The sequence below is a fragment of the Ahrensia marina genome, assembly GCF_001293565.1.
GTDB lineage: Bacteria > Pseudomonadota > Alphaproteobacteria > Rhizobiales > Rhizobiaceae > Ahrensia > Ahrensia marina.
In genome coordinates, this window is the sequence record NZ_JXMU01000008.1 from 22,328 (window position 1) to 43,668 (window position 21,341).

Annotated in this window: 17 protein-coding genes; 13 read left to right on the forward strand and 4 right to left on the reverse strand. The window is 51.6% G+C overall.

Features of this window, described 5'->3' with window-relative positions:
• Positions 1–17 precede the first annotated feature (17 nt).
• Positions 18–779 carry a glycoside hydrolase family 25 protein gene (locus tag SU32_RS06500; RefSeq protein WP_425394263.1) on the reverse strand — a complete coding sequence of 254 codons (762 nt, stop codon included), beginning with the start codon at positions 777–779 and terminating at the stop codon, positions 18–20.
• A 220-nt stretch (positions 780–999) separates the two neighbouring features.
• On the opposite strand from SU32_RS06500, the gene SU32_RS06505 reads away from it, so the two are divergent.
• Genes SU32_RS06505 through SU32_RS06515 form a run of 3 tightly spaced genes read left to right on the forward strand, consistent with a single transcriptional unit; the run spans position 1,000 to position 3,371 of the window.
• On the forward strand, positions 1,000–2,373 hold the full coding sequence (locus SU32_RS06505; protein WP_053998550.1) for a serine hydrolase domain-containing protein: 1,374 nt from the start codon (positions 1,000–1,002) through the stop codon (positions 2,371–2,373).
• Positions 2,374–2,382: 9 nt separating this feature from the next.
• Positions 2,383–2,823: a VOC family protein gene (locus tag SU32_RS06510; RefSeq protein WP_053998551.1), complete on the forward strand. Its 441-nt coding sequence runs from the start codon at positions 2,383–2,385 to the stop codon at positions 2,821–2,823.
• Positions 2,823–3,371, forward strand: coding sequence for a thioredoxin family protein (locus SU32_RS06515; protein WP_053998552.1), 549 nt, complete (start codon positions 2,823–2,825; stop codon positions 3,369–3,371). The genes SU32_RS06510 and SU32_RS06515 overlap by 1 nt, the downstream gene beginning before the upstream one ends.
• On the opposite strand, the gene SU32_RS06520 is transcribed toward SU32_RS06515, so the two are convergent.
• Together SU32_RS06520 and SU32_RS06525 are read right to left on the reverse strand one after the other, a co-directional pair.
• The gene (locus tag SU32_RS06520; RefSeq protein ID WP_053998553.1) at positions 3,368–3,826 is read right to left on the reverse strand and encodes a lytic transglycosylase domain-containing protein; all 459 of its coding nucleotides are present in this window, start codon (positions 3,824–3,826) and stop codon (positions 3,368–3,370) included. The genes SU32_RS06515 and SU32_RS06520 overlap by 4 nt on opposite strands.
• Positions 3,827–3,882: 56 nt before the next feature.
• Complete coding sequence (locus SU32_RS06525) at positions 3,883–7,530, reverse strand: hydantoinase B/oxoprolinase family protein (RefSeq protein ID WP_053998554.1); 3,648 nt, start codon at positions 7,528–7,530, stop codon at positions 3,883–3,885.
• Positions 7,531–7,692: 162 nt separating this feature from the next.
• Here SU32_RS06525 and SU32_RS06530 point away from each other — a divergent pair, with 162 nt between their 5' ends.
• The 6 genes from SU32_RS06530 to SU32_RS06555 all read left to right on the forward strand — a co-directional run bounded on the left by SU32_RS06530 (position 7,693) and on the right by SU32_RS06555 (position 11,632).
• The gene (locus tag SU32_RS06530; RefSeq protein WP_144421053.1) at positions 7,693–8,235 is read left to right on the forward strand and encodes an Rv0909 family putative TA system antitoxin; all 543 of its coding nucleotides are present in this window, start codon (positions 7,693–7,695) and stop codon (positions 8,233–8,235) included.
• 133 nt (positions 8,236–8,368) lie between these two features.
• Positions 8,369–9,082 (forward strand): J domain-containing protein, encoded by a 714-nt coding sequence (locus SU32_RS06535; protein ID WP_053998556.1) that lies wholly within the window; start codon positions 8,369–8,371, stop codon positions 9,080–9,082.
• Complete coding sequence (locus SU32_RS06540) at positions 9,079–9,837, forward strand: N-acetylmuramoyl-L-alanine amidase (RefSeq protein WP_053998557.1); 759 nt, start codon at positions 9,079–9,081, stop codon at positions 9,835–9,837. Before SU32_RS06535 ends, SU32_RS06540 begins: the two co-directional genes overlap by 4 nt.
• A gap of 148 nt (positions 9,838–9,985) precedes the next feature.
• Positions 9,986–10,477, forward strand: coding sequence for a transglycosylase SLT domain-containing protein (locus tag SU32_RS06545; protein ID WP_053998558.1), 492 nt, complete (start codon positions 9,986–9,988; stop codon positions 10,475–10,477).
• Positions 10,478–10,543: 66 nt separating this feature from the next.
• Entirely contained in the window at positions 10,544–10,846 is a 303-nt protein-coding gene (locus SU32_RS06550) for a hypothetical protein (protein ID WP_053998559.1), read from the forward strand.
• Between the two features lie 96 nt (positions 10,847–10,942).
• Positions 10,943–11,632 (forward strand): response regulator transcription factor, encoded by a 690-nt coding sequence (locus tag SU32_RS06555; protein WP_053998560.1) that lies wholly within the window; start codon positions 10,943–10,945, stop codon positions 11,630–11,632.
• A 3-nt stretch (positions 11,633–11,635) separates the two neighbouring features.
• On the opposite strand, the gene SU32_RS06560 is transcribed toward SU32_RS06555, so the two are convergent.
• Positions 11,636–15,139, reverse strand: a complete 3,504-nt coding sequence (locus SU32_RS06560) for a hybrid sensor histidine kinase/response regulator (RefSeq protein WP_053998561.1) — start codon at positions 15,137–15,139, stop codon at positions 11,636–11,638.
• Positions 15,140–15,338: 199 nt separating this feature from the next.
• Here SU32_RS06560 and mscL point away from each other — a divergent pair, with 199 nt between their 5' ends.
• The 4 genes from mscL (at position 15,339) to parC (ending at position 21,336) form a co-directional block, all read left to right on the forward strand.
• Positions 15,339–15,752 carry a large conductance mechanosensitive channel protein MscL gene (gene mscL / locus SU32_RS06565; protein ID WP_053998617.1) on the forward strand — a complete coding sequence of 138 codons (414 nt, stop codon included), beginning with the start codon at positions 15,339–15,341 and terminating at the stop codon, positions 15,750–15,752.
• A gap of 147 nt (positions 15,753–15,899) precedes the next feature.
• Positions 15,900–17,681, forward strand: a complete 1,782-nt coding sequence (locus SU32_RS06570) for a type I secretion system permease/ATPase (protein WP_053998562.1) — start codon at positions 15,900–15,902, stop codon at positions 17,679–17,681.
• Positions 17,678–19,006: an HlyD family type I secretion periplasmic adaptor subunit gene (locus tag SU32_RS06575; RefSeq protein WP_053998563.1), complete on the forward strand. Its 1,329-nt coding sequence runs from the start codon at positions 17,678–17,680 to the stop codon at positions 19,004–19,006. The genes SU32_RS06570 and SU32_RS06575 overlap by 4 nt, the downstream gene beginning before the upstream one ends.
• A 71-nt stretch (positions 19,007–19,077) precedes the next feature.
• Positions 19,078–21,336: a DNA topoisomerase IV subunit A gene (gene parC, locus SU32_RS06580; protein ID WP_053998564.1), complete on the forward strand. Its 2,259-nt coding sequence runs from the start codon at positions 19,078–19,080 to the stop codon at positions 21,334–21,336.
• The last annotated feature ends 5 nt before the right edge of the window (positions 21,337–21,341 follow it).

Sequence of the window (21,341 nt, forward strand, 5' to 3'; positions counted from 1 at the left end):
TAATGAAAAGGTTTGATTTAACGCGTCGAGCGTTTGACCCACTCGCGCCATTGGTCGCGCGAGCCGTGAAAAACATTCAGATCAATATCACCGGTAGCGCCTTTAACGCGCCCTGTGCCGGTATATTGCCAAAAGGTGAATGGCCGACCGGGATAGGTGACCTTTGGATGTGCTTTAACAGAGCGAAGCCAGAAAGAATCGTTCTTAAAATGACCGGCGAGGTTTTCTTCGTGAAAATCGACCGTTGTGTAAATAATCGGGCGTTTTCCATAATGACGCTCGATCATGCGCATAAAGATTTCCATTTCACGGCGCACAACTGCCGCCGGAGGACGAAGTTTGCAGGTCGGCGAATGCGGATTCCACTCCATATCCAGAACATGGGGCAGGGAGCCTCTTATGCGCGGCACATTACGGATAAACCATTCGGCTTGTTTTCTAGCCGGGGTGCAAAAATAGTAAAAATGATAGGCGCTGTTTGCGATACCTGCTTGGCGTGCGCCGCTGGTATGTTTGGCATACATCGGGTCTAAAAGATCGCCGCCCTCTGTTGCCTTGATAAAAGCAAACTCAACGCCTTGCTGCTTGAGCGTCTTCCAGTCCAGATCGCCCTGATATTTGGCAATGTCCACACCATGAACCGGAAATCCGAAAGGCGCGCCGCCTTGCCATGCCGTGATCGGATCGCTGTCACCATAGCGCGGCTTAGCCGAAACTGTTGTTACGCTTGGCGACAGCCCGGCGTAATCCACGGATGTGCATGCACTCAATGAAATCATGCTGAAAATGACAGCACCGAATCCAAGGTGCTTGCGTAGCGAATCAAAAATCATATTGTGCCCATCATCTAGCCCGGTGACACCTTATGGTTATAAATATTGGCAAACCAGTGGCACGAGAAGCGTATTGCTATTTTGTCTGTCGACTATTTTTGAACTTCCTTGACCTATAGCAGTGTTCCGTTAATCGTCTGCTAACCATAATGAACTGGCGGAATACATGTTACGAAAAATCTTGGGCGTCTTGGTTTTATTGATTGTGCTGGGTCTTGGCTGGCTCACCGTGGCACCGCCGGATTTGATCCGCGTCGGGGCCAATTACACAGCAAAAATCATCTGCTCCAATGTCGTGTTGACAGGGCGCGACCCTGACGATGTGCTGAAAATCGATGTGCAGGCACCCGGCCATCCACTACTCAAACTGATGCGCTATTCGATTGACGAGCGATCAGGCACAACCGTTGTCAGAACAGGTTTGTTCGGGTTCATCGGTAAGGGTCTGGCTTTCGGGACAAAAGAACGCGGCTGTACGACTGTTCCCGATGCGCGGCAATTGGGCATTGTCGGTGCGCGTGATGCTTTTATCGCGCCTGAGGTTGAATTGAGCGGGGAGGAGTGGCCGCAAGGCAGTACGGTAAACGTTGAAAACAATCAGGAACTGGAAGCTGTTCTTAATGATCCGGCCCTTGTCGGCGAGGGAATGAGAGCGATCGTCATCGTAAAAGACGGCCGCATCATTGCCGAGCGTTATGGAGACGGTTTTGATGAGGAAACGCCGCTGCTTGGTTGGTCAATGACAAAAACGGTCACTGCGGCACTCATAGGTGTTGCCCAAAAGCGCGGATATTTGAGCATAGATGACAAGGTTGGTATCGCTGATTGGAGCACGGACAACCGCGATGTAATCCGTGTGCGTGATCTTATGGCAATGGTCAGTGATCTGTCGTGGAACGAGGGATACGGGTCTGTTTCCGATGTTACGCGGATGCTCTATCTGGAAGAGGATATGGCCTCCTTTGCGTCCGGCAAAACAATCGATAATGAATCGCCGGAGCCGACAGGCGATATATTTGAATACTCGTCCGGCAGCAGCGTCATTCTTTCCAAATATTGGCAGGATGCCGTTGCAGACGAAATGAACCCAAAGGCATTTCCATCCAAAGCGCTCTTCGAACCGCTTGGCATGGCCAGTGCTGTCCTCGAGCAGGATGCGGCCGGTAATTTCGTCGGCGGCTCCTATATGTATGCCACCGCACGCGATTGGGCGCGGTTCGGGCAGTTACTATTGCAGCGCGGCGCGTGGAATGGCGTTTCTCTGCTTCCTGCCGGTTATGTGGATTGGATGACAGAGGTTCATCCAGCATCAGGCGATAAATATGGCCGCGGGCATCTATGGCTTTTGCCGCCACGTGAACGCGAAACACAGGTCAGTGATTTGCCGGAGGGCACATTCTGGGCCGCCGGTCATGACGGCCAGTCCATTGCGATCATACCGCAAGAAGATATTGTCATCGTGCGTTTGGGGCTGACCCCGTCTGAGCTAGGCTACATGCCCGGCAAACTGGCGGAAGCCGTTATTCAGGCCACGAAATAGGAAATAGATATGGAACAGACGACACCGCCATTTTCGCTGGTTGGTTTGGATCATGTGGTCTTCATCGTTGATGATATGGCGAAGGCTTTGGCATTTTATCAGAAAGTGCTGGGCGCGAAGATCGGTTATTCCTATCCGACACTGGGCATGGAGCAGCTCTGGTGCGGCTCGGCTCTTATTGTCCTACAGGATATTACAAATCCCGGTGCGGCTTATGCTGCACCGGATGTGAAGGGTGGCCGCAATGTCGATCATCTATGTATCGCCACCACAACATTCGATCACGAGGAAATGCGCGATCACTTAAAAGCGCACAATGTGAAAATCATTCGTGAGGCGTTTCATGGCGGAGCGCGGGGTATGGGCCATTCGGTTTATATTAAAGACCCTTTTGGCAATACGCTGGAGATCAAAGGTCCGGCTGAATATGAAGACGGGAAAGACTGGTAATGGCACTTTTAGACACGCCGATTTGTGATTTTGGCTGGCAGGCACCGGATTTCACGCTGAAGGATCCGAACGGTAACAGCTTTAACATGCGTGAGAATTTAGGCGCAAAAGGGCTGCTTGTCGCCTTTATCTGCAATCATTGCCCTTATGTAAAAGCAATTGCCGAGCGCTTGTCTGAAGATGCGGATTTGCTGATGGGTGAAGGCATTGGCGTGGTGGCGGTCATGTCCAATGATTACCGCGATTACGAAGCCGACAGCCCTGAAAACATGCTGAAATTTGCGCAGCAATACGGGTTTAATTTTCCCTATTTGGTGGATGAAGACCAGTCCGTTGGCAAAGCATATGGTGCGGTATGCACGCCGGACTTTTTCGGTCTTAACGCCAGCGGGGAGTTGCAATATCGCGGACGGATCGATTCAGCCGGTATGGGCGATGCGGCAAACCGTGTGCCGGAAATGGTCAATGCGATGCGCCAGATTGCACAAACAGGCGAGGGGCCAATTGATCAAACGCCGAGCATGGGCTGCTCCATTAAATGGGCTTAGCCGGGCCTCAATCCGGTTTCGACCAACAAGCCGCGCCGTTTGGCTTCGTAATAATAGCCGCGGCTATACCATTTGACCGCCTGATCATGGCTGCCATCCGATAAAAGCCAAGCACCGCGCAGATATTTCACGCCATATCGAAGATTCGTCTTGGCATCCAGCAATTCGCTTGGCTCGCCGCGAAACCCCATCGTGCGCGCCGTTTGAGGCAGGATTTGCATCAGGCCGTAATAAGGCCCGTTACGCGCTTTCGGATTATAGGTGCTTTCGCGCTTGACCACACGGTGCACCAAGCTTTCTGGCACATCATAAAAGGCTGCGAAATGCGCAATATAACCGTTAAGCGTCGATGGCTCTGCCTGTTCGGGTTTTTGCTGTACGATTGGCGGTTCAGGCGCACTCACGCAGGCGGCTGGCAAAAGCAAAAGTGCAAACAAAAAATGGCGGCAACGCATAATCAAATATCCTTATTCCCGCGCAGCTATGACGCGGGAATAAGGAAAAACAATGATCAGTCTTTTTTGCCATAGCCGCCGGCCGTTGGTGTTGTGACAACCACGACTTCACCGGCTTTGACAAATGTCTGGTCCGCGTTTTTCAGAACATCAACTGTACCATCAAGCCGGCGCACTTCGGTCTTGCCGAGCTGGCCGTCACCGCCGCCATTAATGCCTTTGGGCGCATGATAGCGGTGTGATGACAGGATCGCGCAGTCCATATCTTTGGTAAAGCGCAAAGCGCGGCGCGTACCGTCTCCGCCATTGAACTTGCCCTTGCCGCCGGAATCTTTTCGAATGGAAAAGTCCTCGACAACAATCGGAAAACGCATTTCCAATATTTCCGGATCGGTCATGCGGGTATTGGTCATATGGGTGTGAACGCCCGATGCCCCGTTAAAGCCGCGGCCATTGTTCATGACGCCCGCCGGTGAGCCGGAACATATGGTTTCATAGTTCTGATATTCCGCATTGCCGTAAGTCAGATTGTTCATCGTGCCTTGGGCATTGGCCATCGCGCCCAGCGCTTGCAGCAGGCAATTGGTGACATTCTGCGATGTCTCCGTATTACCCGCCACGACGGCCGCAGGGTAAACCGGTTTGAGCATACAATCATCTGGAATAATGATGTTGATCGGCTTCAGGCAACCTGCATTCATCGGGATGCCGCTTTCCACCATAATGCGGAAGACATAAAGCACCGCCGCGCGGGTCACAGGTTCAGGCGCGTTGAAATTATTACCGTTCATGGCGGATGTGCCGGTAAAATCAACGGTGGCTTCGCGGCGCTCTTTGTCGACCGTAATCTTGACCGCAATCTGCTGGTCATTATCGGTCGGGTAGACCGCTTCACAATCGCTTAGGCGGTCAATGACACCGCGAACGCTTTCCTCTGCATTGTCCTGAACGTGCAGCATATAGGCTTGCACGACGGGCAGGGTGAATTGCGAAACCATGCGCCGAAGCTCTGCAGCGCCTTTTTCATTGGCTGCAATTTGCGCGGTGATGTCTGCCAGATTCTGCTGCGGATTGCGCGCCGGATAGGGATGATTGGTCATCATCTCCAGAAAGGCTTCGTCGTTTAACGTGCCTTCAGAAACCAGTTTGAAATTGTCAATCAAAACGCCTTCCTGATCGACATGGGTCGCGCGCGGCGTCATGGAGCCGGGCGCCTTGCCGCCCACATCTGCGTGGTGTCCGCGCGCAGCCGTAAAGAACAGGATTTCGCTCTCATCGTCAGAAAATACCGGCGTAACGACGGTAATATCAGGCAGGTGCGTGCCGCCATTATACGGCGCATTAAGCGCGTAAACATCGCCCGGTTTCATATCGGGGTTTTGCCGTATGATACTTTCAACCGAACGGTCCATCGATCCCAGATGAACCGGCATATGCGGCGCATTGGCAACAAGCGCACCGTCAGCTGAAAAGACCGCGCAGGAAAAGTCCAGTCGCTCTTTGATGTTAACCGATGAGGCCGTGTTTTGCAGCGTTACGCCCATCTGTTCGGCAATCGACATGAAGAGATTATTGAACACTTCCAGCATGACAGGGTCGGCCTTGGTGCCAATTGCGGCGGCGCGTGATTTTTCTTCAACACGGGTCAGAACGATAATGTCATTTTCTGTTAGCCGCGCTTGCCATCCGGCTTCAACGACAATTGTCTGGTTGTTTTCAATAATGAGCGCAGGTCCTTTGAGGGTCGCGCCGGCCTTGAGGCGTTGATCGTCCGGTGTCTGCTCTTGGCGCATAAACACATTGGCCTCATGCCATTCATTGTCGGCAAATATGCGCGTTGTCTGGGCAGGTGACGCATCATAGTCGGACGCCGCACCATGCTTTTCATCAGACTGTTTTTGTGCCGCATCGACACCCTCAATACCGACCGCTTCAATGATCAGTTTCCGGTTTGGTGAAATAAACCCGAATTGCGCTTTATGCGCTTTTTCAAATTCAGCTTTTGCGGCGCCAAGATCAGTGCCGTCAAACGCAACCTCAATCGTATTGTCGGTTCCGTCATAGCGAATATGAAGCGTATTCTGCACTTTGATGTGTTCTTTTTCTACGCCTTGCTCTGTAAGTTCTGCTCGAACATCGTCGCTCAAGCGATTCAAAAGACTCGTCATTTCACCATGAACATCTTCATGTAATGGTTGAACGAGCGCATGTTGGCGCGCGGCATAGGTTTTTGACAGGCCAATGCCGTAGGCTGAAAGCAGGCCGGAAAGCGGGTGAATAAGCACCGAGGTCATGCCAAGCGCATCGGCAACAAGACAGGCATGTTGACCACCGGCACCACCAAAACAGTTCAGCACATAATGCGTGACGTCATAGCCACGCTGAACCGATATTTTCTTGATCGCGTTCGCCATATTCTCAATGGCAATTGTCAAGAAACCTTCCGCGACTTCTGTTGCGGATTTTCCATCACCGATCTGACTTGCCAGTTCTTCAAATTTTTCGCGCACGATTTCCGCATTGAGCGGCTGATCGCGGTCCGGACCAAAAATCGGCGGAAAGAATTCAGGATCAAGCTTGCCAAGTATCACATTCGCGTCGGTAACAGTCAGTGGACCGCCGCGCCTGTAGCAAGCAGGGCCGGGGTTTGCGCCAGCAGAATCCGGTCCGACCTGAAAACGTCCGTCTTCATATTTCAGTATTGAGCCACCACCGGCGGCAACCGTGTGAATGCGCATCATGGGCGCACGGATGCGGACGCCTGCGACCTCGGTATCAAAAGCGCGTTCGTATTCACCGGCATAATGCGCGACATCGGTTGAGGTGCCGCCCATATCGAACCCGATAACGTGGTCGAAGTTTTCCATGGCGCAGGTTTCAACCATGCCAACCACACCGCCCGCCGGTCCGGAAAGGATCGCATCCTTGCCCTGAAAGCGCTCAGCGGCTGTCAAACCGCCTGACGACATCATAAATTGCAGGCGCGGCGTGCTTGCCTCATCGGTAATGCCCAAAGCACCGGCAACCTGATCGACATAACGTCTTAGGATCGGTGACAGATAAGCATCGACGACCGTTGTATCGCCGCGCCCGACAAGCTTGACGAGCGGAGAGACTTCATGGCTGACGGAAATTTGTGAAAAGCCGTTCTGTTTGACCAGATCAGCGGCTTGTTTTTCATGATCCGGAAAAGCCCAGGAATGCATAAACACAATGGCGACACTGTCGATCCCGTCGGCTTTGGCGTCCTCAAGCTGTTGTTTGAGTGTATCACTTTCAAACGGTTTCTCTATCGTGCCATCGGCCAGCACGCGTTCATCGACTTCAATCACCCGCTCATATACTTGTTCGGGCAGAAGGATTTCTTTTGCGAAAATATCCGGTCGCGCCTGATAGGCGATACGTAGCGCATCACGAAAACCTTTCGTGATCAGCAGCAATGTTTTATCGCCTTTGCGTTCCAGTAGAGCATTTGTAGCAACCGTTGTGCCCATGCGCACCGTGCCGATGCGCTCAGATGGCATTACCTCACTGGCTTTCACGCCCAGCAAGTCACGGATACCTTGCACGGCAGCATCGGGATAGCTTTCCGGATTTTCAGAAAGCAGCTTGTGGCTGTTGAGCGTGCCGTCGGGCGCTACGCCGATGACATCTGTAAATGTGCCGCCGCGATCAATCCAAAAGTCCCATCGGTTTGCCGACATAAAATGCTCCATATTCGAATGCATGACGTTCAAATACATCTGGTATAGCCAACGATTTCAACATGCAAACCGATGATATTGTTGAAAACAAAACAGTAAAGGCTCATATGCAGCCCGTTAATGTTAACAGCGCCGTGATGGCGCCAAAGAAAGAGACCTAAATTGAAAAGATTATTGATTGCCTCTGTTTCCCTTCTCGCTTTGCTGGCCGTTGGCGCTTGCAGCAATGAGGCTGAAGAAGCGAAAAAGAATGTTGAAGACGCCGCGCAAACTGCGACTGAAAAAGCAGACGATGCTGCTCAAAGCATGGAAAAAGCAACCGATGATGCTGCTGACAAAGCCGGTGAACTGGCTAATGACGCAGAAACTATGGCTAAGGAAGCCGTTGAAACAGTGAAAGAAGCTGCGGACGACGCAGCGGCCAAAGCCGGTGAGTTGGCGGAAGAGGCAGAAACCATGGCGGATGATGCCGTCACAAAAGCAGGCGAAATGGCAGACGAGGCAATGAAGCAGGCCAGCGAAGCCGTTGATTCTGCCAAAGAAAAAGCCAGCGACATGATGGATGCTGTGAAAGAAGTAGCGGACACAACGGTTGAAGAGGCTGGAGAAGCCGCGGACGAGATGAAACAGGCGACAGAAGATGCGGCCGAGGAAGCTGCTGACGAGGTGGAGCCAGTCACCGAAGAGTCATCAACAGCCCAATAATAATTTTATCGCCGCGCCATTGAGCGCGGCGATTTCACATAAGCGATGCTTTTTAGGAAACGCATGGCAAGTTTTGCTTAAATTCTGCGCGCATTTGCATTATGAGTGACGCGATTCAAAGAAAGCGCCACCGATGTCTATCTGGATTCGCATTACTGATTTTGTATCCGCTACAGCCATTCCTGCTTTTAGCGCGGTCATTGAGGCAGTGCGGACATTATTCGAGGGCGATCCTGAAACCAGACGGCGCGTTGCGTTTTCAGTCGCGATGATCGCGCTCTCCGCCAAGATGGCCAAGGCAGACGGTGTCGTTCTGCAATCCGAAGTCGATGCCTTCAAAGAGATATTCGATATACCGGACGAACACGCCGAGCAGGTATCAATGCTGTACAATCTGGCCAAGCAGGATGTGGCCGGCTTTGATTCCTATGCCACGCAGCTTGCCAATTTATGCGGATCGCAAGAAGGGGAAAACTGCCCGATCTTGCGCGATATAATTGACGGGCTCTTTCATATCGCAAAGGCGGATAACTTTATTCACGGCAACGAACTGGCCTTTTTGCGCGAAGTTGCGACAATCTTCCAGATTTCGGAGGCCGAGTTTGACCGTATCTTGTCGCGCCATGTCGATAAAGGAGCGAGTGATCCTTACCGTATTTTGGGCTTAACGCCGGGTGTCGCCTATAGCGATGCGCGCGCTGCCTATATGGAATTGGTGCGTGAACATCATCCAGATAATTTCCTTGCGCGCGGATTGCCGATGGAATTCATGAAAATATCAACGGACCGTATGGCGGCAATCAATGATGCCTGGCAGTCCGTCGAAGCAGATTTGAAACGCCAATGAGTTTAGAAAAGTTCGCGCCCGATTTCGAAGGCGCTGAAATATGTCCATCTCCTAATTTTGGTCCGCGCAAAGATGATCGGGCAATTGATATGCTGCTGCTGCATTATACCGGCATGGATAGCGGTGAGGGCGCGCAGGACTGGCTTTGCAATGAGGAAAGTCAGGTATCGTCGCATTATATCGTTCATGAGGACGGGCGTGTCGTGCAGATGGTGCGCGAGACTGACCGTGCCTGGCATGCAGGTAACAGTTTCTGGAAAGGCGAAGAGGACACCAACTCACGCTCAATCGGGGTGGAGATCGTCAATGGCGGCCATCCGGCAAGCCTACCGGATTATCCGGAAAGCCAGATGGCTGCTGTTGTTCGGCTATGCCAATCCATTTTATCGCGCCATTCAATTCCGGCGGCGCATGTGCTTGCTCATTCCGATGTGGCACCGGTGCGCAAACTGGATCCGGGCGAGAACTTTGACTGGAAACTGCTCGCGCAGGCCGGTGTCGGCCACTGGACAGAACCGACCGCCATATCAGGCGGGCGCTATTTTAGCGAAGGTGACACAGGCCAGCCCATAGAGGCTTTGCAGGCCATGTTCAGGCTGTACGGCTACCGCATAGAGGTTGACGGCGTTTTTGATGCGCAAACCAAAGGTGTCGTCGAAGCATTCCAGCGCCATTTTCGTCCACAGCGTGTTGATGGCGTTGCGGATATGTCGACAATTGACACTTTACATCGCTTGCTAAGTGCGGTTACTTAGTTAAGGAACAAGCTGTAAGCCTTTGAATTAAATAAAATTATGGCTATCGAATTGTTACAAAGTGATTCGGTATTTGAGTGGACTATTTGCTTCCCCAAGCGTTAATCCGCCCCCTTGATTGCAAAATGCGTTAATCGAGGGTTTTAGTTTGAAAATTTATAAGCTTGTCTTTCCACTTCTTATGGCGGTGAGCCTTTCTGCGTGTGCAACAACTAAAGAAGAGCCAAAAGTCGCGGCAACAGCAGACGTCAGTGCTAAATTTTCCAGTAAGGGAAAACCTTATCACGCGATTATTTCGCGGCACGCCAAAGCAAATAATATTCCGGTTAACCTTGCCCATGCTGTCGTGTTTTCAGAGAGCAGCTATAAAGCCCATGCGCGCGGGGCAGCCGGTGAGATCGGCCTGATGCAGCTACGCTTGCCGACAGCCCGTTTGGTTGGCTACCGCGGATCGGCAAAAGCGCTTTATGATCCGGAAACAAACATCAAATACGGTATGAAATATCTTGGAAAAGCACGCCAGCTTGCAAGTGGTAGTACCTGCGGGACTATTTTGCGCTACAACGCCGGACATGGTGCCAAGCGCATGAACCCGATTTCACAAAATTACTGCAATAAGGTGGAGCGCCTCTTGCGCTAATTTAGTTGCCGCACTGGACAAGCTGTGAGTGCATTCTATTTCACAGCTTGAGCAGGGAGTGGTGATATGAATCTTCTAAGAGTGGCTTTGGCGTTCTTGGGCGTCGGTTTTGCGGCTTTGATTGTCTGGGCGATGGTAAAGGGCAATTTTTCCGGGGCCGGTCAATGGCTAACCTCTGATCCTTGGGGTATCGTCACTCTTGCCGATCTTTATTTCGGGTTCCTGATGTTCTCGGTGATCATTTTTCTGTTCGAGCGCAGCTTTAAGGCTGTGCTTTGGATCGCGCCGATCCCTTTTCTGGGAAATGTCTGGGTTGTTGTCTGGTTTGTGCTAAGGCTGCCGCGCATCGCGCGTGCATTGCGTGGATAACACCTAGCTTTGTACCTACCTTGTTTGCACCTCACTTGACGTTAGTAGGCCGCAGACCGCATAAGAACGCCAATATTCACGATTCAAGGTGTATTTGTGTCAACAACCGTTCTTATTGCAGATGATCATCCTTTATTCCGTGATGCGATAAAATCTGCCATCTGCGATCATATTGGCGATGGCGTCGCTGCCAACCAAATGATTGAAGCACATGATTTTTCTAGCGCTATGGCGGCGCTCAAAGATCATGATGAAGTCGACCTTCTGCTTCTCGATCTCAATATGCCCGGTACATCGGGTCTTTCTGCGCTAGTTTCGGTGCGCGCGTCTTACCCATCTGTGCCGGTGGTTATCGTTTCCGCATCCGATGATCATTTGACTGTACACCGTGCCATAGAGCTTGGTGCTTCCGGCTTTATTTCCAAATCAGCCTCGACAGAACAAATCAGACAGGCCGTCAACAGTGTGTTGGCAGGCGATATCGCTTTGCCGAATGACTTGCCGCCGGCGGGCGAAGAAGATGAAGAAGTTGCTGACCTTATCGCACGCATCAAAACGCTGACGCCGCAACAGGCCAGAGTTCTGGGCATGTTGGCCGAAGGGCTATTAAACAAGCAGATCGCTTATGAGCTTGGCGTTTCGGAAGCAACGATCAAGGCGCATGTGTCGGCGGTTTTACAGAAACTTGATGTTGATAGCCGGACACAAGCCGTTATACGCCTGTCCAAAATTGGTGCGGATATTTTGCGCGACAGCAATGATCGCAGCGATGAGGCGCTTTCCTAAGCGCTACTCTGCCGCCTCATGCGTTTGATCACGCGGTATGGTGTTTAGCAAAGCCCGCAATGCCGCAGGTTTAAGCGGCTTGTTTAACAGCGATATATTGTTCTCCGCGCATCGTGATTTAATATCATTGGACCGGTCGGCAGTAATCAATATGGCCATGAGTTCGGGGCCGTAGATCTCGCGGATGGTGGCAATAGCGTTGAGCCCGTTATCATTATCCAGATGGTAATCTGCGATAATCGCATTGGGGCGCAGTTTTGCTTTGTCGAGTTTCTTTCTCAGCTCTGCAATACTCGTCGCGCATATTGTGCTGGCACCCCATCCATCAAGCAGCACGGACATGCCTTCAACGATAGAGGGTTCATTGTCGATACAGGCAATATTGAGACCGTTGAGCAAATTGGGCCGCGCGGTTTGTTTTGACTGCTTTTTGTTTTTGGGCAGAGCCGCGGCGCTGGCGGGTGATAAGGAAACGCTAAAAGCGGTTCCTGCGCCCGGCACTGAGCGAATTTCGACTTCAGATCCGATAACGCGCGATATTCTGTCTACGATTGATAGACCCAGTCCCAGACCACGGGCGATCAAGGCACCTTCATTTAGCCTTTCAAACTCATTGAAAACGGATTCAACCTTGTTCTCCGGAATACCGATACCGGTGTCGTAAACGCATAATTTCAGTGCTTTACCCGACCGGCGCACGCCAACAAGAACTTTACCTTCCCGCGTATATTTCAAAGCATTGGAAATGAGGTTTTGTCCAACCCGCATGAGCAAGGCACGGTCGCTTTCGACGATTGTGCTGGAAGGCATGACGATCAGTTCCAAGTTCTTTTCTTTTGCGAGCGGCAGAAAGTCATTGCGTAGTTGATCAAGAAACGGGTTCATTTCAAAGGCGTTGCGCGTCGCTTTGAGTGCGCCGGCGTCTAGCCGCGAAATATCCAGAACAGCGCCGATGATTGTTTCAACGGAGCTAAGCGCAGCGTCAATTTTCAAAGCAATGTCATGGTGCTTGTGTTCAATATCGACCGTTCTTTCAACCAGAGAGGCTGTGTAAAGCCTTGCCGCGTTGAGCGGTTGGCTGATGTCATGTCCTGCGGCTGCCAGAAAGCGTGTTTTGCCGATATTGGCCGTTTCAGCTTCTTGCCGCGCTTTGGCAAGCGCTTTGTTCACGGACGTTAGTTCCGACGTGCGGTGCAGAACACGCTGTTCAAGGCTTTCCTTTGATTTTTCCAGTGCTTTGTTCGCCTCCACACGACCTGTAATATCGGTATATGTGACAACAAGACCGCCATCGGGCATCGGATTTGAACGAAGTTCCAATATTCTGCCGCTTTTGGAAAGTGGTAGCTGCCACGCTGCTCTTGCCTGACTGATATTGCTGACAAAGTCGTCGCGTAGCTCGGCATTGACTTCTCTGTGCTCAAAAAGAGCCTCCGCTATGTCTTTGAGCGGCATGCCGAAATGACCATATTTGACCGGTAGATTAAGCAAAAGACGGAACTGACGGTTCCAGTTTTTCAGTTTATAATCCTTGTCAAAAACAGTGATCCCCTGATCCATCTGGTCGAGCGCAATCTGCAAAAGGTCACGGTTTTGTTGCAGTGCCTCGGACGCATCATCAAGCAGGCGGATCTTTTCATCCGGCGAAATACCGTCTTTTTCAAGCAAAAGGCCAAGGACAAGACGGGCAGAAGACGAGCCAACGGCACTTGCCAGAATCTGTTCGGCATAACGCACCAAATTGACATCGGTAATGTTGTGGCCGATCAGCTTCCGGCTTTCTTGAACCTCATAGGTTGCAAAGGCGCGTTCCATTCGTTCTGTACCGACATAGCGCGCAACCGTTTCTTTGACTTCGTCGACGGTTATCGTGGTTGTGAACCGCCGCAATTCGCTGCTGACCTGAGGGCTGCGGGGCACAAATGTCACTGCCTGTACCCGTTCCAGCGGGGTTGCCACACGCGATAGCGAGCCGATGACAACCAGAAGAATATTAACGCCAATACTCCACAATACACCATGGGTGAGCGGTTCTAGCTGAAGGCCGAACAGTGCCTGTGGTTGCAGCGCCTGAATGCCGAAGGGGCCGGTTTGTATCCAGCCAAGTGTAGGTGGGGAAAGCGCCGGTATGAGCAGCGTGTAGGCCCAGACCATTGTGCCTCCCAACATGCCTGCAAATGCGCCGCGCGCATTGGCCTGACGCCAGAAAAGCCCGAAGAGCATTGAGGGGACAAACTGCGCCATGGCGGCAAAAGACAAAAGGCCGATTGCAGCCAGCGGCGCGCTCTGGGTGGTCTGCTGGTAATAAGCAAAAGCAACAAAGATCACCACGGCAATAGAAATGCGGCGCATGTTGAGGATAACATTCGACCAATTGTTGCCGGAGGTTTGTAAAACTCCGCCAAAGCGCCATAGCAAAAAGGGGATCATGATATTATTGGAAATCATGATCGATAACGCCACGGTCGCGACAATCACCATGGCTGTTGCCGCTGAAAGGCCGCCGATGAAGGCAACCATGGCAAGCCAGTCGTGACCTGCCTGTAAAGGCAATGCCAACAGATAAAGATCTGCCGGTGTGCCGTCCCTTACATAGAGCATTCCTGCAATAGCCACAGGCATGACCAATGCATTGATCGCAATCAGATAAATCGGGAAAATCCATGAGGCATGGTTCAATTCGCCTTCCGATCTGTTTTCAACAACAATGACGTGAAACTGGCGCGGCAGCACGATAACCGCAGCCGCACTCAATACTGTCAGCACCAGCCATGTGCTTAAGGAACTGCCTTTGGCAATCGCGCGCTGTGTTTCGGCATTTGATTGGAATGCTTCCACAATGGCCGTTGAGCCGTCAAACAGAAAGAAAGTGACGGCCAGAGCAACGAAGATAAATGCGACGATTTTGATGATCGATTCCAGCGCAACCGCTAGCATCAACCCGTCCTGGTGCTCTGTCGCATCGGCATGGCGTGTGCCAAACAATATGGCAAAGATAATCAGTGTTATCGCCACGATAAATGCGACATCGAAATTTAAGACCGCACTGTCTGCCGACACATTGTAGTGGGTGACCATAAGCGTCACGGTATCGGATATGGCTTTAAGCTGTAGCGCGATATAAGGCACGGTACCGATAATCGCGATAATGGCGGCAAGTGCGGCAACCCGCGCATTCTTGCCATATCGGGCAGCAAGAAAATCGGCGATTGATGTAATGCGCTCTGATTTACTGAGCCTGACGATACGCCGTACCAGCGGTAATCCGACCGTAAACAGCAGGATCGGCCCGACATAAATGCCAAAATATTCAAAACCGCGGTCTGCTGCCACGCCAACCGAGCCGAAGAAAGTCCATGACGTACAATAAACCGCCAGCGAAAACGCATAGACAAACGGGCGCGGCTTCGACCTTTTGATTGACGTTTGCCGATCGCCATAGGAAGCGACAGCAAATAATATTGCCAAATAGATGAATGCTGCCAACGCAATAAGCCAGCCCTGCATTTCACTCCCCCGCATTGCCGAACGTTTTACTTGTGGCGAGTATGGGCGAATTTACTGCAATTTAAAACCGTGGCTATGGTCGTATAGCGATCGCTTAGGAATTTGTTAAATGTTTTGCAACGCGTGAACCATTGCATTAATGCTGGTTTTAAATCAAAGTTTTAGCAATGACTTTAATCGGAAGGACTATGGAATGGGAATGATCGGTGAATTCAAAGAGTTTATTGCCAAAGGCAATGTCATGGATTTGGCTGTAGGGGTTATTATCGGCGGTGCTTTCGGCACAATCGTTAAATCGCTGACCGATGATATCATTATGCCGATTGTCGGCGCCATTTTCGGCGGGCTGGATTTCAACAATTATTTTGCCGGATTATCGCCGGAAGTGACCGCCACGACATTGGAGGCCGCCAAAGAGCAGGGCGCCGTTCTAGCCTATGGTAGTTTCATCACTGCCGTTATCAACTTTCTCATTCTTGCCTTTATCATCTTTATGATGGTCAAGGCAGTTAACAACATGATGCGCAAAGAAGAGCCTGCACCGGAAGTGCCGGCAGCACCGCCTGCAGATATTAAACTGCTTGAAGAAATCCGTGATTTACTCAAAAAGTAAGCGATCAAATATTTGATCTAAAAATCCCGGCTTTTCAGTCGGGATTTTATTATAAGAAGACAAGATGCTTTGCTTGCCTCTCATGTTGCGGCCAAATCTGTGGCCGGTTAGCCGCATCAGTTCGTATTAAACACAGGTCGACCAACCATGCTTGACAACGCTGCCAATAAACCACGCTATTCAATGCGCAGAGTGTTTTTGGATGTCGGTGTTTTCTCGCTTGGCGTGAACATTCTGATGTTGGTCATGCCGCTATATATGCTGCAGGTTTATGACCGCGTTTTATCATCTGCCAGCATCGATACACTGATATTCCTCAGCTTGATTGCAGGTTTTGCCCTTATCATATTGGGCGTATTGGAAGGTGTTCGGGTGATTTACGCAACGCGGATCGCCAACCGTTTTGAATTAAATTACGGCCGGCCTGCGATGCTTCGGGCTATGGCGGAAAACGATAATCGGGTGGGCGGGGCGCGCATTGCGCAGGCCTTGTCGCAGGTTCGCAATTTTCTCAACTCCCGTCTGGCGTTCCTTGTCTTTGATCTGCCTTTTGTCCCTCTATTTATCGGCCTGTTATATTTCATTCATCCGGTCTTATTCTGGATGACGCTCGGCGGGGCCGTGCTGCTTGTTCTGATTGCTCTGCTCAATCAATGGGCGACCTCGCGTGCGGGAAATGCCGCAATTCGCGCCGATGCTGGCGGCCAGATTACCGCGCAAGCGCTTTTGGCCAATGCTGAAACATTGCGCGCCATGGGCATGACGCAAAACGCACTGGACCGCTGGCAAAGCCAGCAATTAACGGGATTGGAAAGCGGCGATGCACGTAGCCGTGTTTCCTCCTTTATGACGGGGCTTTCCAGAACAATCCGTTTTTCTTTGCAAATAGCCATATTGGGTGTTGGTGCCTGGCTGGTACTGGACCGCCAGATGACAGCAGGCATGATATTTGCCGCCAGCATCATATCAGGTAAAGGCTTGCAGCCGATTGACCAGGTGATCGGCTCTTGGCGTCAAATTTTAGAAGGTCTTGCAGCCTGGCGTACAATTACACGTGCTGTGAAGGTCAGCAGCGAACCGCATGTCTTTACCGAGTTTGATGCGCCTTCAGGCCAGATAAATGCCCAAAATATCTATTTTCACTCCCGCGCCGATCAGGGTCGCATTGCGATTTTAAAAGGGCTGAGTTTTGGCGTTCCGGCAGGAAAAACACTGGCGATACTTGGCAAAAGCGGTGCGGGTAAATCGACTTTGTTGCGTATTCTGGCCGGTGCAATCCGTCCGTCAAACGGCGAAGTACGCATTGATAATAATGACATCAAAAACTGGAATCCGGAGAGCCTTGGCCGTCACATCGGATATGTTGAGCAGCGCGTCGACTTGCTGCCGGGAACCATTGCCGAAAATATTGCGCGGTTTGATGCCCATGCACGCGATGAAGATATTATAGCCGCAGCAAAGGCTGCCAATGTTGACCGCACTATTGAGGCGATGCCGGACGCTTATCAGACGCGGGTTGGAGCAACGGGCCGCTCGTTGTCGGGCGGGGAAATGCAGCAAATAGGGCTGGCGCGCGCATTTTATGGCAATCCGAAAATATTGCTGCTTGATGAGCCCAATGCGAGCCTCGACCCGGAAGCGCGTAAAAAGTTCGGGCAGGCAATTGCCGGTGCGCGGCAGCTCGGCAAAACGATTATTATGATAACGCAGCGCGACGAATTGCTCGAATACAGCGATCTGGTTCTTGCAATCCGCGATGGAAGCCGCGTTGATTTTGGTGCGCGTGACGAGGTCTTGCCCCGTCTTTTCGGTAAGTCGCAGGATCGCCCGCCAGTTGCTGCGACAAGCGCTGCTCCATCACCGTTCAAAATCGTGCAAACCGCACCTTCCGGCTATGATTCTACGCGCAAAGAAGGTGACAGCAAATGAAAGAGATCACCGACAAAGCAAATGCGGATAAAAAGACTGATCGCTTGGCTGCCACGCGGTCAATCAATCTGATCGGTTATGCCGCCATCGCAATCTTCTTCTTGGGTTTCGGTTACTGGGCTGCAACAGCGCCTATTGCCGGTGCTGCGATCGCGACAGGCCGGATCGCTGCTGCCGGTGACAACCAGAAAATCCAGCACCTTGAAGGAGGGATCATTTCTCAAATCCATATTCGTGAAGGCGAGAGGATTGATGCCGGCGCGCCGATCATCACGTTGGATGCAACACAGGCAAAATCCACCATGCAGCGCCTTGGCCGGCAAAAAGTTGCGCTGGAGGCACGTCTGGCAAGGCTGAGTGCCGAGCGTGATCTGGCTGAGCAGTTTGAGTACGATTATGATCTGTTGGCGCGCGCTGAAGATTTAGGCATGGAGGATGTTCTGGATGAGCAGCGCAAAGAGTTCCAGACACGGGTATCGCGTCAGGAATCCGAAACGCGCATTTTAAACCAGCGCATTGCCGCGCAGCGCGATGCCCTTGAAGGCTTTAATGCCCAAAAGTCAGCACTGGACGAACAGATCAATGTTGTAAGTGAGGAAGTTGACCGCAAATTGAAGCTGCTCGATCAGGGGTTGACCAACCGGTCCGAATATACGCAGCTTTTACGTGCGCAGGCCGACTTGATCGGACGTTTTGGCTCAATCACAGCGGAAATTGCACGGTCGAAAAATCAAATTATTGAATCGCAGGAACAGATCGAGCGCCAGCGCACCACCACCGTCGAAACTGCGATCAAAGAAATCAACGACATTCGTGTCGAGCTTGGCGATATTGAAGAGCGCATCAATTCCAACCGTGATATTTTGGACCGAACCATCGTGCGTGCGCCGACAGACGGTTTGATTATTGATTTGGCGAAAAATGCAGTTGGCAGCGTTGTCCGTCCGGGTGAGGATCTGGCGACAATTCTGCCCACGTCGAAAGAACTACTCGTATCAGCGCGGTTGAATATTATTGACATTGACAGCGTGCGGCCGGGGCAGTCGGCACAATTGCGTCTGTCGGCCCTTAATTTACGCCGAACGCCTGAGGTTGATGGAGAGGTGATCTTTGTTTCGCCTGACCGTTTGGTCGATAGGGCGACACAGGAACCCTATTATGAGGCGAGGCTCCGTATTGTGGAATTGCCCAAGGAGGTTGATCCGAACCAGATTTACCCCGGAATGCCCGTTGATGCGTTGATTTCGACAGAAGAACGCACATTCGCGGATTATTTGCTGCGGCCAATAGTGGATTCCATGTCCTTGGCGTTCAGGGAGGGTTGAAGCTGTTTACGATCTGTGAGTTGACGCGCTTCAATCTTGCCGCGAATCAGGCAAAGCGCTAACGCAAGTTCATGTCAAAGAATACACCGCCACCATCTGATGAGCCGGGCAAGGCAATTGAACCGGTAGATCTCAAAGCTGCGCTTGAAGAGCGTTATCTGGCCTATGCGCTATCGACAATCATGCACCGCGCTTTGCCCGATGCACGCGATGGTATGAAACCTGTGCACCGGCGCATCCTTTATGCAATGCACCAGCTCAAGCTCAATCCGAACAGCGCTTACAAGAAATGTGCGAAGATCGTCGGTGACGTGATGGGTAATTTCCATCCGCATGGCGACCAGGCGATTTACGATGCACTTGTGCGCCTGTCGCAGGATTTTTCTGTGCGTTATCCGTTGATCGACGGGCAGGGTAATTTCGGTAATATCGACGGCGATAATGCTGCGGCTTATCGTTATACCGAAGCGCGCATGACAGAGGTCGGCACGCTGCTTCTTGAAGGCCTCAATGAAGATGCGGTCGATTTTCGCGATAACTACAATGAAGAAGATAAAGAGCCGGTTGTTTTACCGGGCGCTTTTCCAAATCTTCTGGCCAATGGTTCTGCGGGCATTGCTGTTGGCATGGCGACCAATATTCCGCCGCACAATGCGGCCGAGCTTTGCGATGCTGCGCTGCACCTGATCAAATTTCCCAATGCCGGTATTGAAAAGCTGGTTGAATATGTCGAAGGGCCGGACCTGCCGACAGGCGGTACGATTGTCGAGCCGCGCGCCAGCATTCTTGAAGCTTATAAGACGGGGCGTGGCGGTTTTAGAACCCGCGCGCGCTGGCACAAGGAAGAAACGGGTCGCGGCGGTTATGTTATAGTTGTAACCGAAATTCCGTATCAGGTTCAAAAATCACGCCTGATCGAGAAAATCGCGGAACTGCTGATCGCTAAAAAGATACCGCTTCTGGAAGATATCCGCGACGAAAGCGCGGAAGATGTGCGGATCGTGCTGGAGCCGAAATCACGCTCTGTCGACCCTGAGATTTTGATGGAATCCCTGTTCAAGCTTACCGAGCTTGAAACACGTATTTCGCTCAACATGAATGTGCTGTCAAAAGGCATCACGCCGAAGGTGATGAATTTGCGCGAAATATTGCGTGAATGGCTGGAGCATCGCCGTGAGGTGCTGATACGCAGATCGCGTAATCGTCTCGGCATTATCGAGCGCCGTTTGGAAATCCTAAGCGGTTTCCTTATCGCCTATCTCAATATTGATGAGGTCATCCGTATTGTTCGTTTTGAGGACCATCCCAAAGCGGAATTGATCAAGGCGTTTGAACTGACCGAAAATCAGGCTGACGCGATCCTTAACCTGCGTTTGCGGGCATTGAACAAGCTCGAAGAAGTCGAGATCAAGAAAGAGTTTGATGCTTTAACGGAAGAGAAAAACCAGATTGAGGCGTTGCTGGCTTCTGAAGACAAGCAGTGGGACGTGATCGCCTTTGAAATCAAGGATGTGAAAAAGAAATTTGGCAAGGATACCGAGATCGGCAAGCGCCGCACGGATTTTGCCGAGGCAAAAGAAATCGATCTTGAGGCTGTTCAGGAAGCAATGATCGAGAAAGAGCCGGTAACGATTGTCGTTTCCGACAAAGGCTGGATGCGCGCCATGAAGGGGCATGTGGCCGACTTTTCCTCATTCTCGTTTAAGGAGGGCGATAAGCTTAAAACCGCATTTCATGCACAGACGACGGATAAGATTATCGTCTTTACCACAGCCGGTAAATTCTACACGATTGGCGCAGACCGATTGCCGGGCGGGCGCGGGCATGGCGAACCGATCCGTCTGATTGTCGATATGGACAATGACAGCGATATTGTAACGGCTTTTGTTTACAAGGCAGGGCGCAAGCTGTTCCTGGCGTCTAGTGTCGGCAACGGCTTTGTCGTCGGTGAAAGTGATGTCATCGCTAACACCCGCAAGGGCAAGCAAGTGATGAATGTCAAACTGCCTGATGAGGCTTTGATCTGCTATCCGGTGCCGGAAGGCGCAGACTATGTCGCCAGCGTTGGCGAAAACCGCAAAATGCTGCTTTTTGCGCTGGATCAGGTGCCGGAAATGACACGCGGCAAGGGCGTCCGTATTCAAAAATACAAGGATGGCGGCATCAAGGATATCACGCTGTTTAAGCTGGAAGACGGCTTAACATGGCTTGATAGTTCCGCGCGCGCGCACAATCGCTCAAAAGAAGAGCTGATTGAATATATGGGCGCAAGGGCAGGCGCAGGCCGTATGGTGCCGAAAGGCTTCCCGCGATCGGGTAAATTCAGCTAGGAAAC

Bases quoted from the DNA above. Each gene is read 5' to 3' on its own strand.
- SU32_RS06550 (WP_053998559.1), top strand. From the start codon at position 10,544: ATGAATCTTCTAAGAGTGGCTTTGGCGTTCTTGGGCGTCGGTTTTGCG.
- mscL (WP_053998617.1), top strand. From the start codon at position 15,339: ATGATCGGTGAATTCAAAGAGTTTATTGCCAAAGGCAATGTCATGGAT.
- SU32_RS06560 (WP_053998561.1), bottom strand. From the start codon at position 15,139: ATGCAGGGCTGGCTTATTGCGTTGGCAGCATTCATCTATTTGGCAATA.
- SU32_RS06535 (WP_053998556.1), top strand. From the start codon at position 8,369: ATGTCTATCTGGATTCGCATTACTGATTTTGTATCCGCTACAGCCATT.
- SU32_RS06500 (WP_425394263.1), bottom strand. From the start codon at position 779: ATGATTTCATTGAGTGCATGCACATCCGTGGATTACGCCGGGCTGTCG.
- SU32_RS06505 (WP_053998550.1), top strand. From the start codon at position 1,000: ATGTTACGAAAAATCTTGGGCGTCTTGGTTTTATTGATTGTGCTGGGT.
- SU32_RS06520 (WP_053998553.1), bottom strand. From the start codon at position 3,826: ATGCGTTGCCGCCATTTTTTGTTTGCACTTTTGCTTTTGCCAGCCGCC.
- SU32_RS06525 (WP_053998554.1), bottom strand. From the start codon at position 7,530: ATGTCGGCAAACCGATGGGACTTTTGGATTGATCGCGGCGGCACATTT.
- SU32_RS06510 (WP_053998551.1), top strand. From the start codon at position 2,383: ATGGAACAGACGACACCGCCATTTTCGCTGGTTGGTTTGGATCATGTG.
- SU32_RS06515 (WP_053998552.1), top strand. From the start codon at position 2,823: ATGGCACTTTTAGACACGCCGATTTGTGATTTTGGCTGGCAGGCACCG.
- SU32_RS06570 (WP_053998562.1), top strand. From the start codon at position 15,900: ATGCTTGACAACGCTGCCAATAAACCACGCTATTCAATGCGCAGAGTG.
- SU32_RS06575 (WP_053998563.1), top strand. From the start codon at position 17,678: ATGAAAGAGATCACCGACAAAGCAAATGCGGATAAAAAGACTGATCGC.
- SU32_RS06540 (WP_053998557.1), top strand. From the start codon at position 9,079: ATGAGTTTAGAAAAGTTCGCGCCCGATTTCGAAGGCGCTGAAATATGT.
- parC (WP_053998564.1), top strand. From the start codon at position 19,078: ATGTCAAAGAATACACCGCCACCATCTGATGAGCCGGGCAAGGCAATT.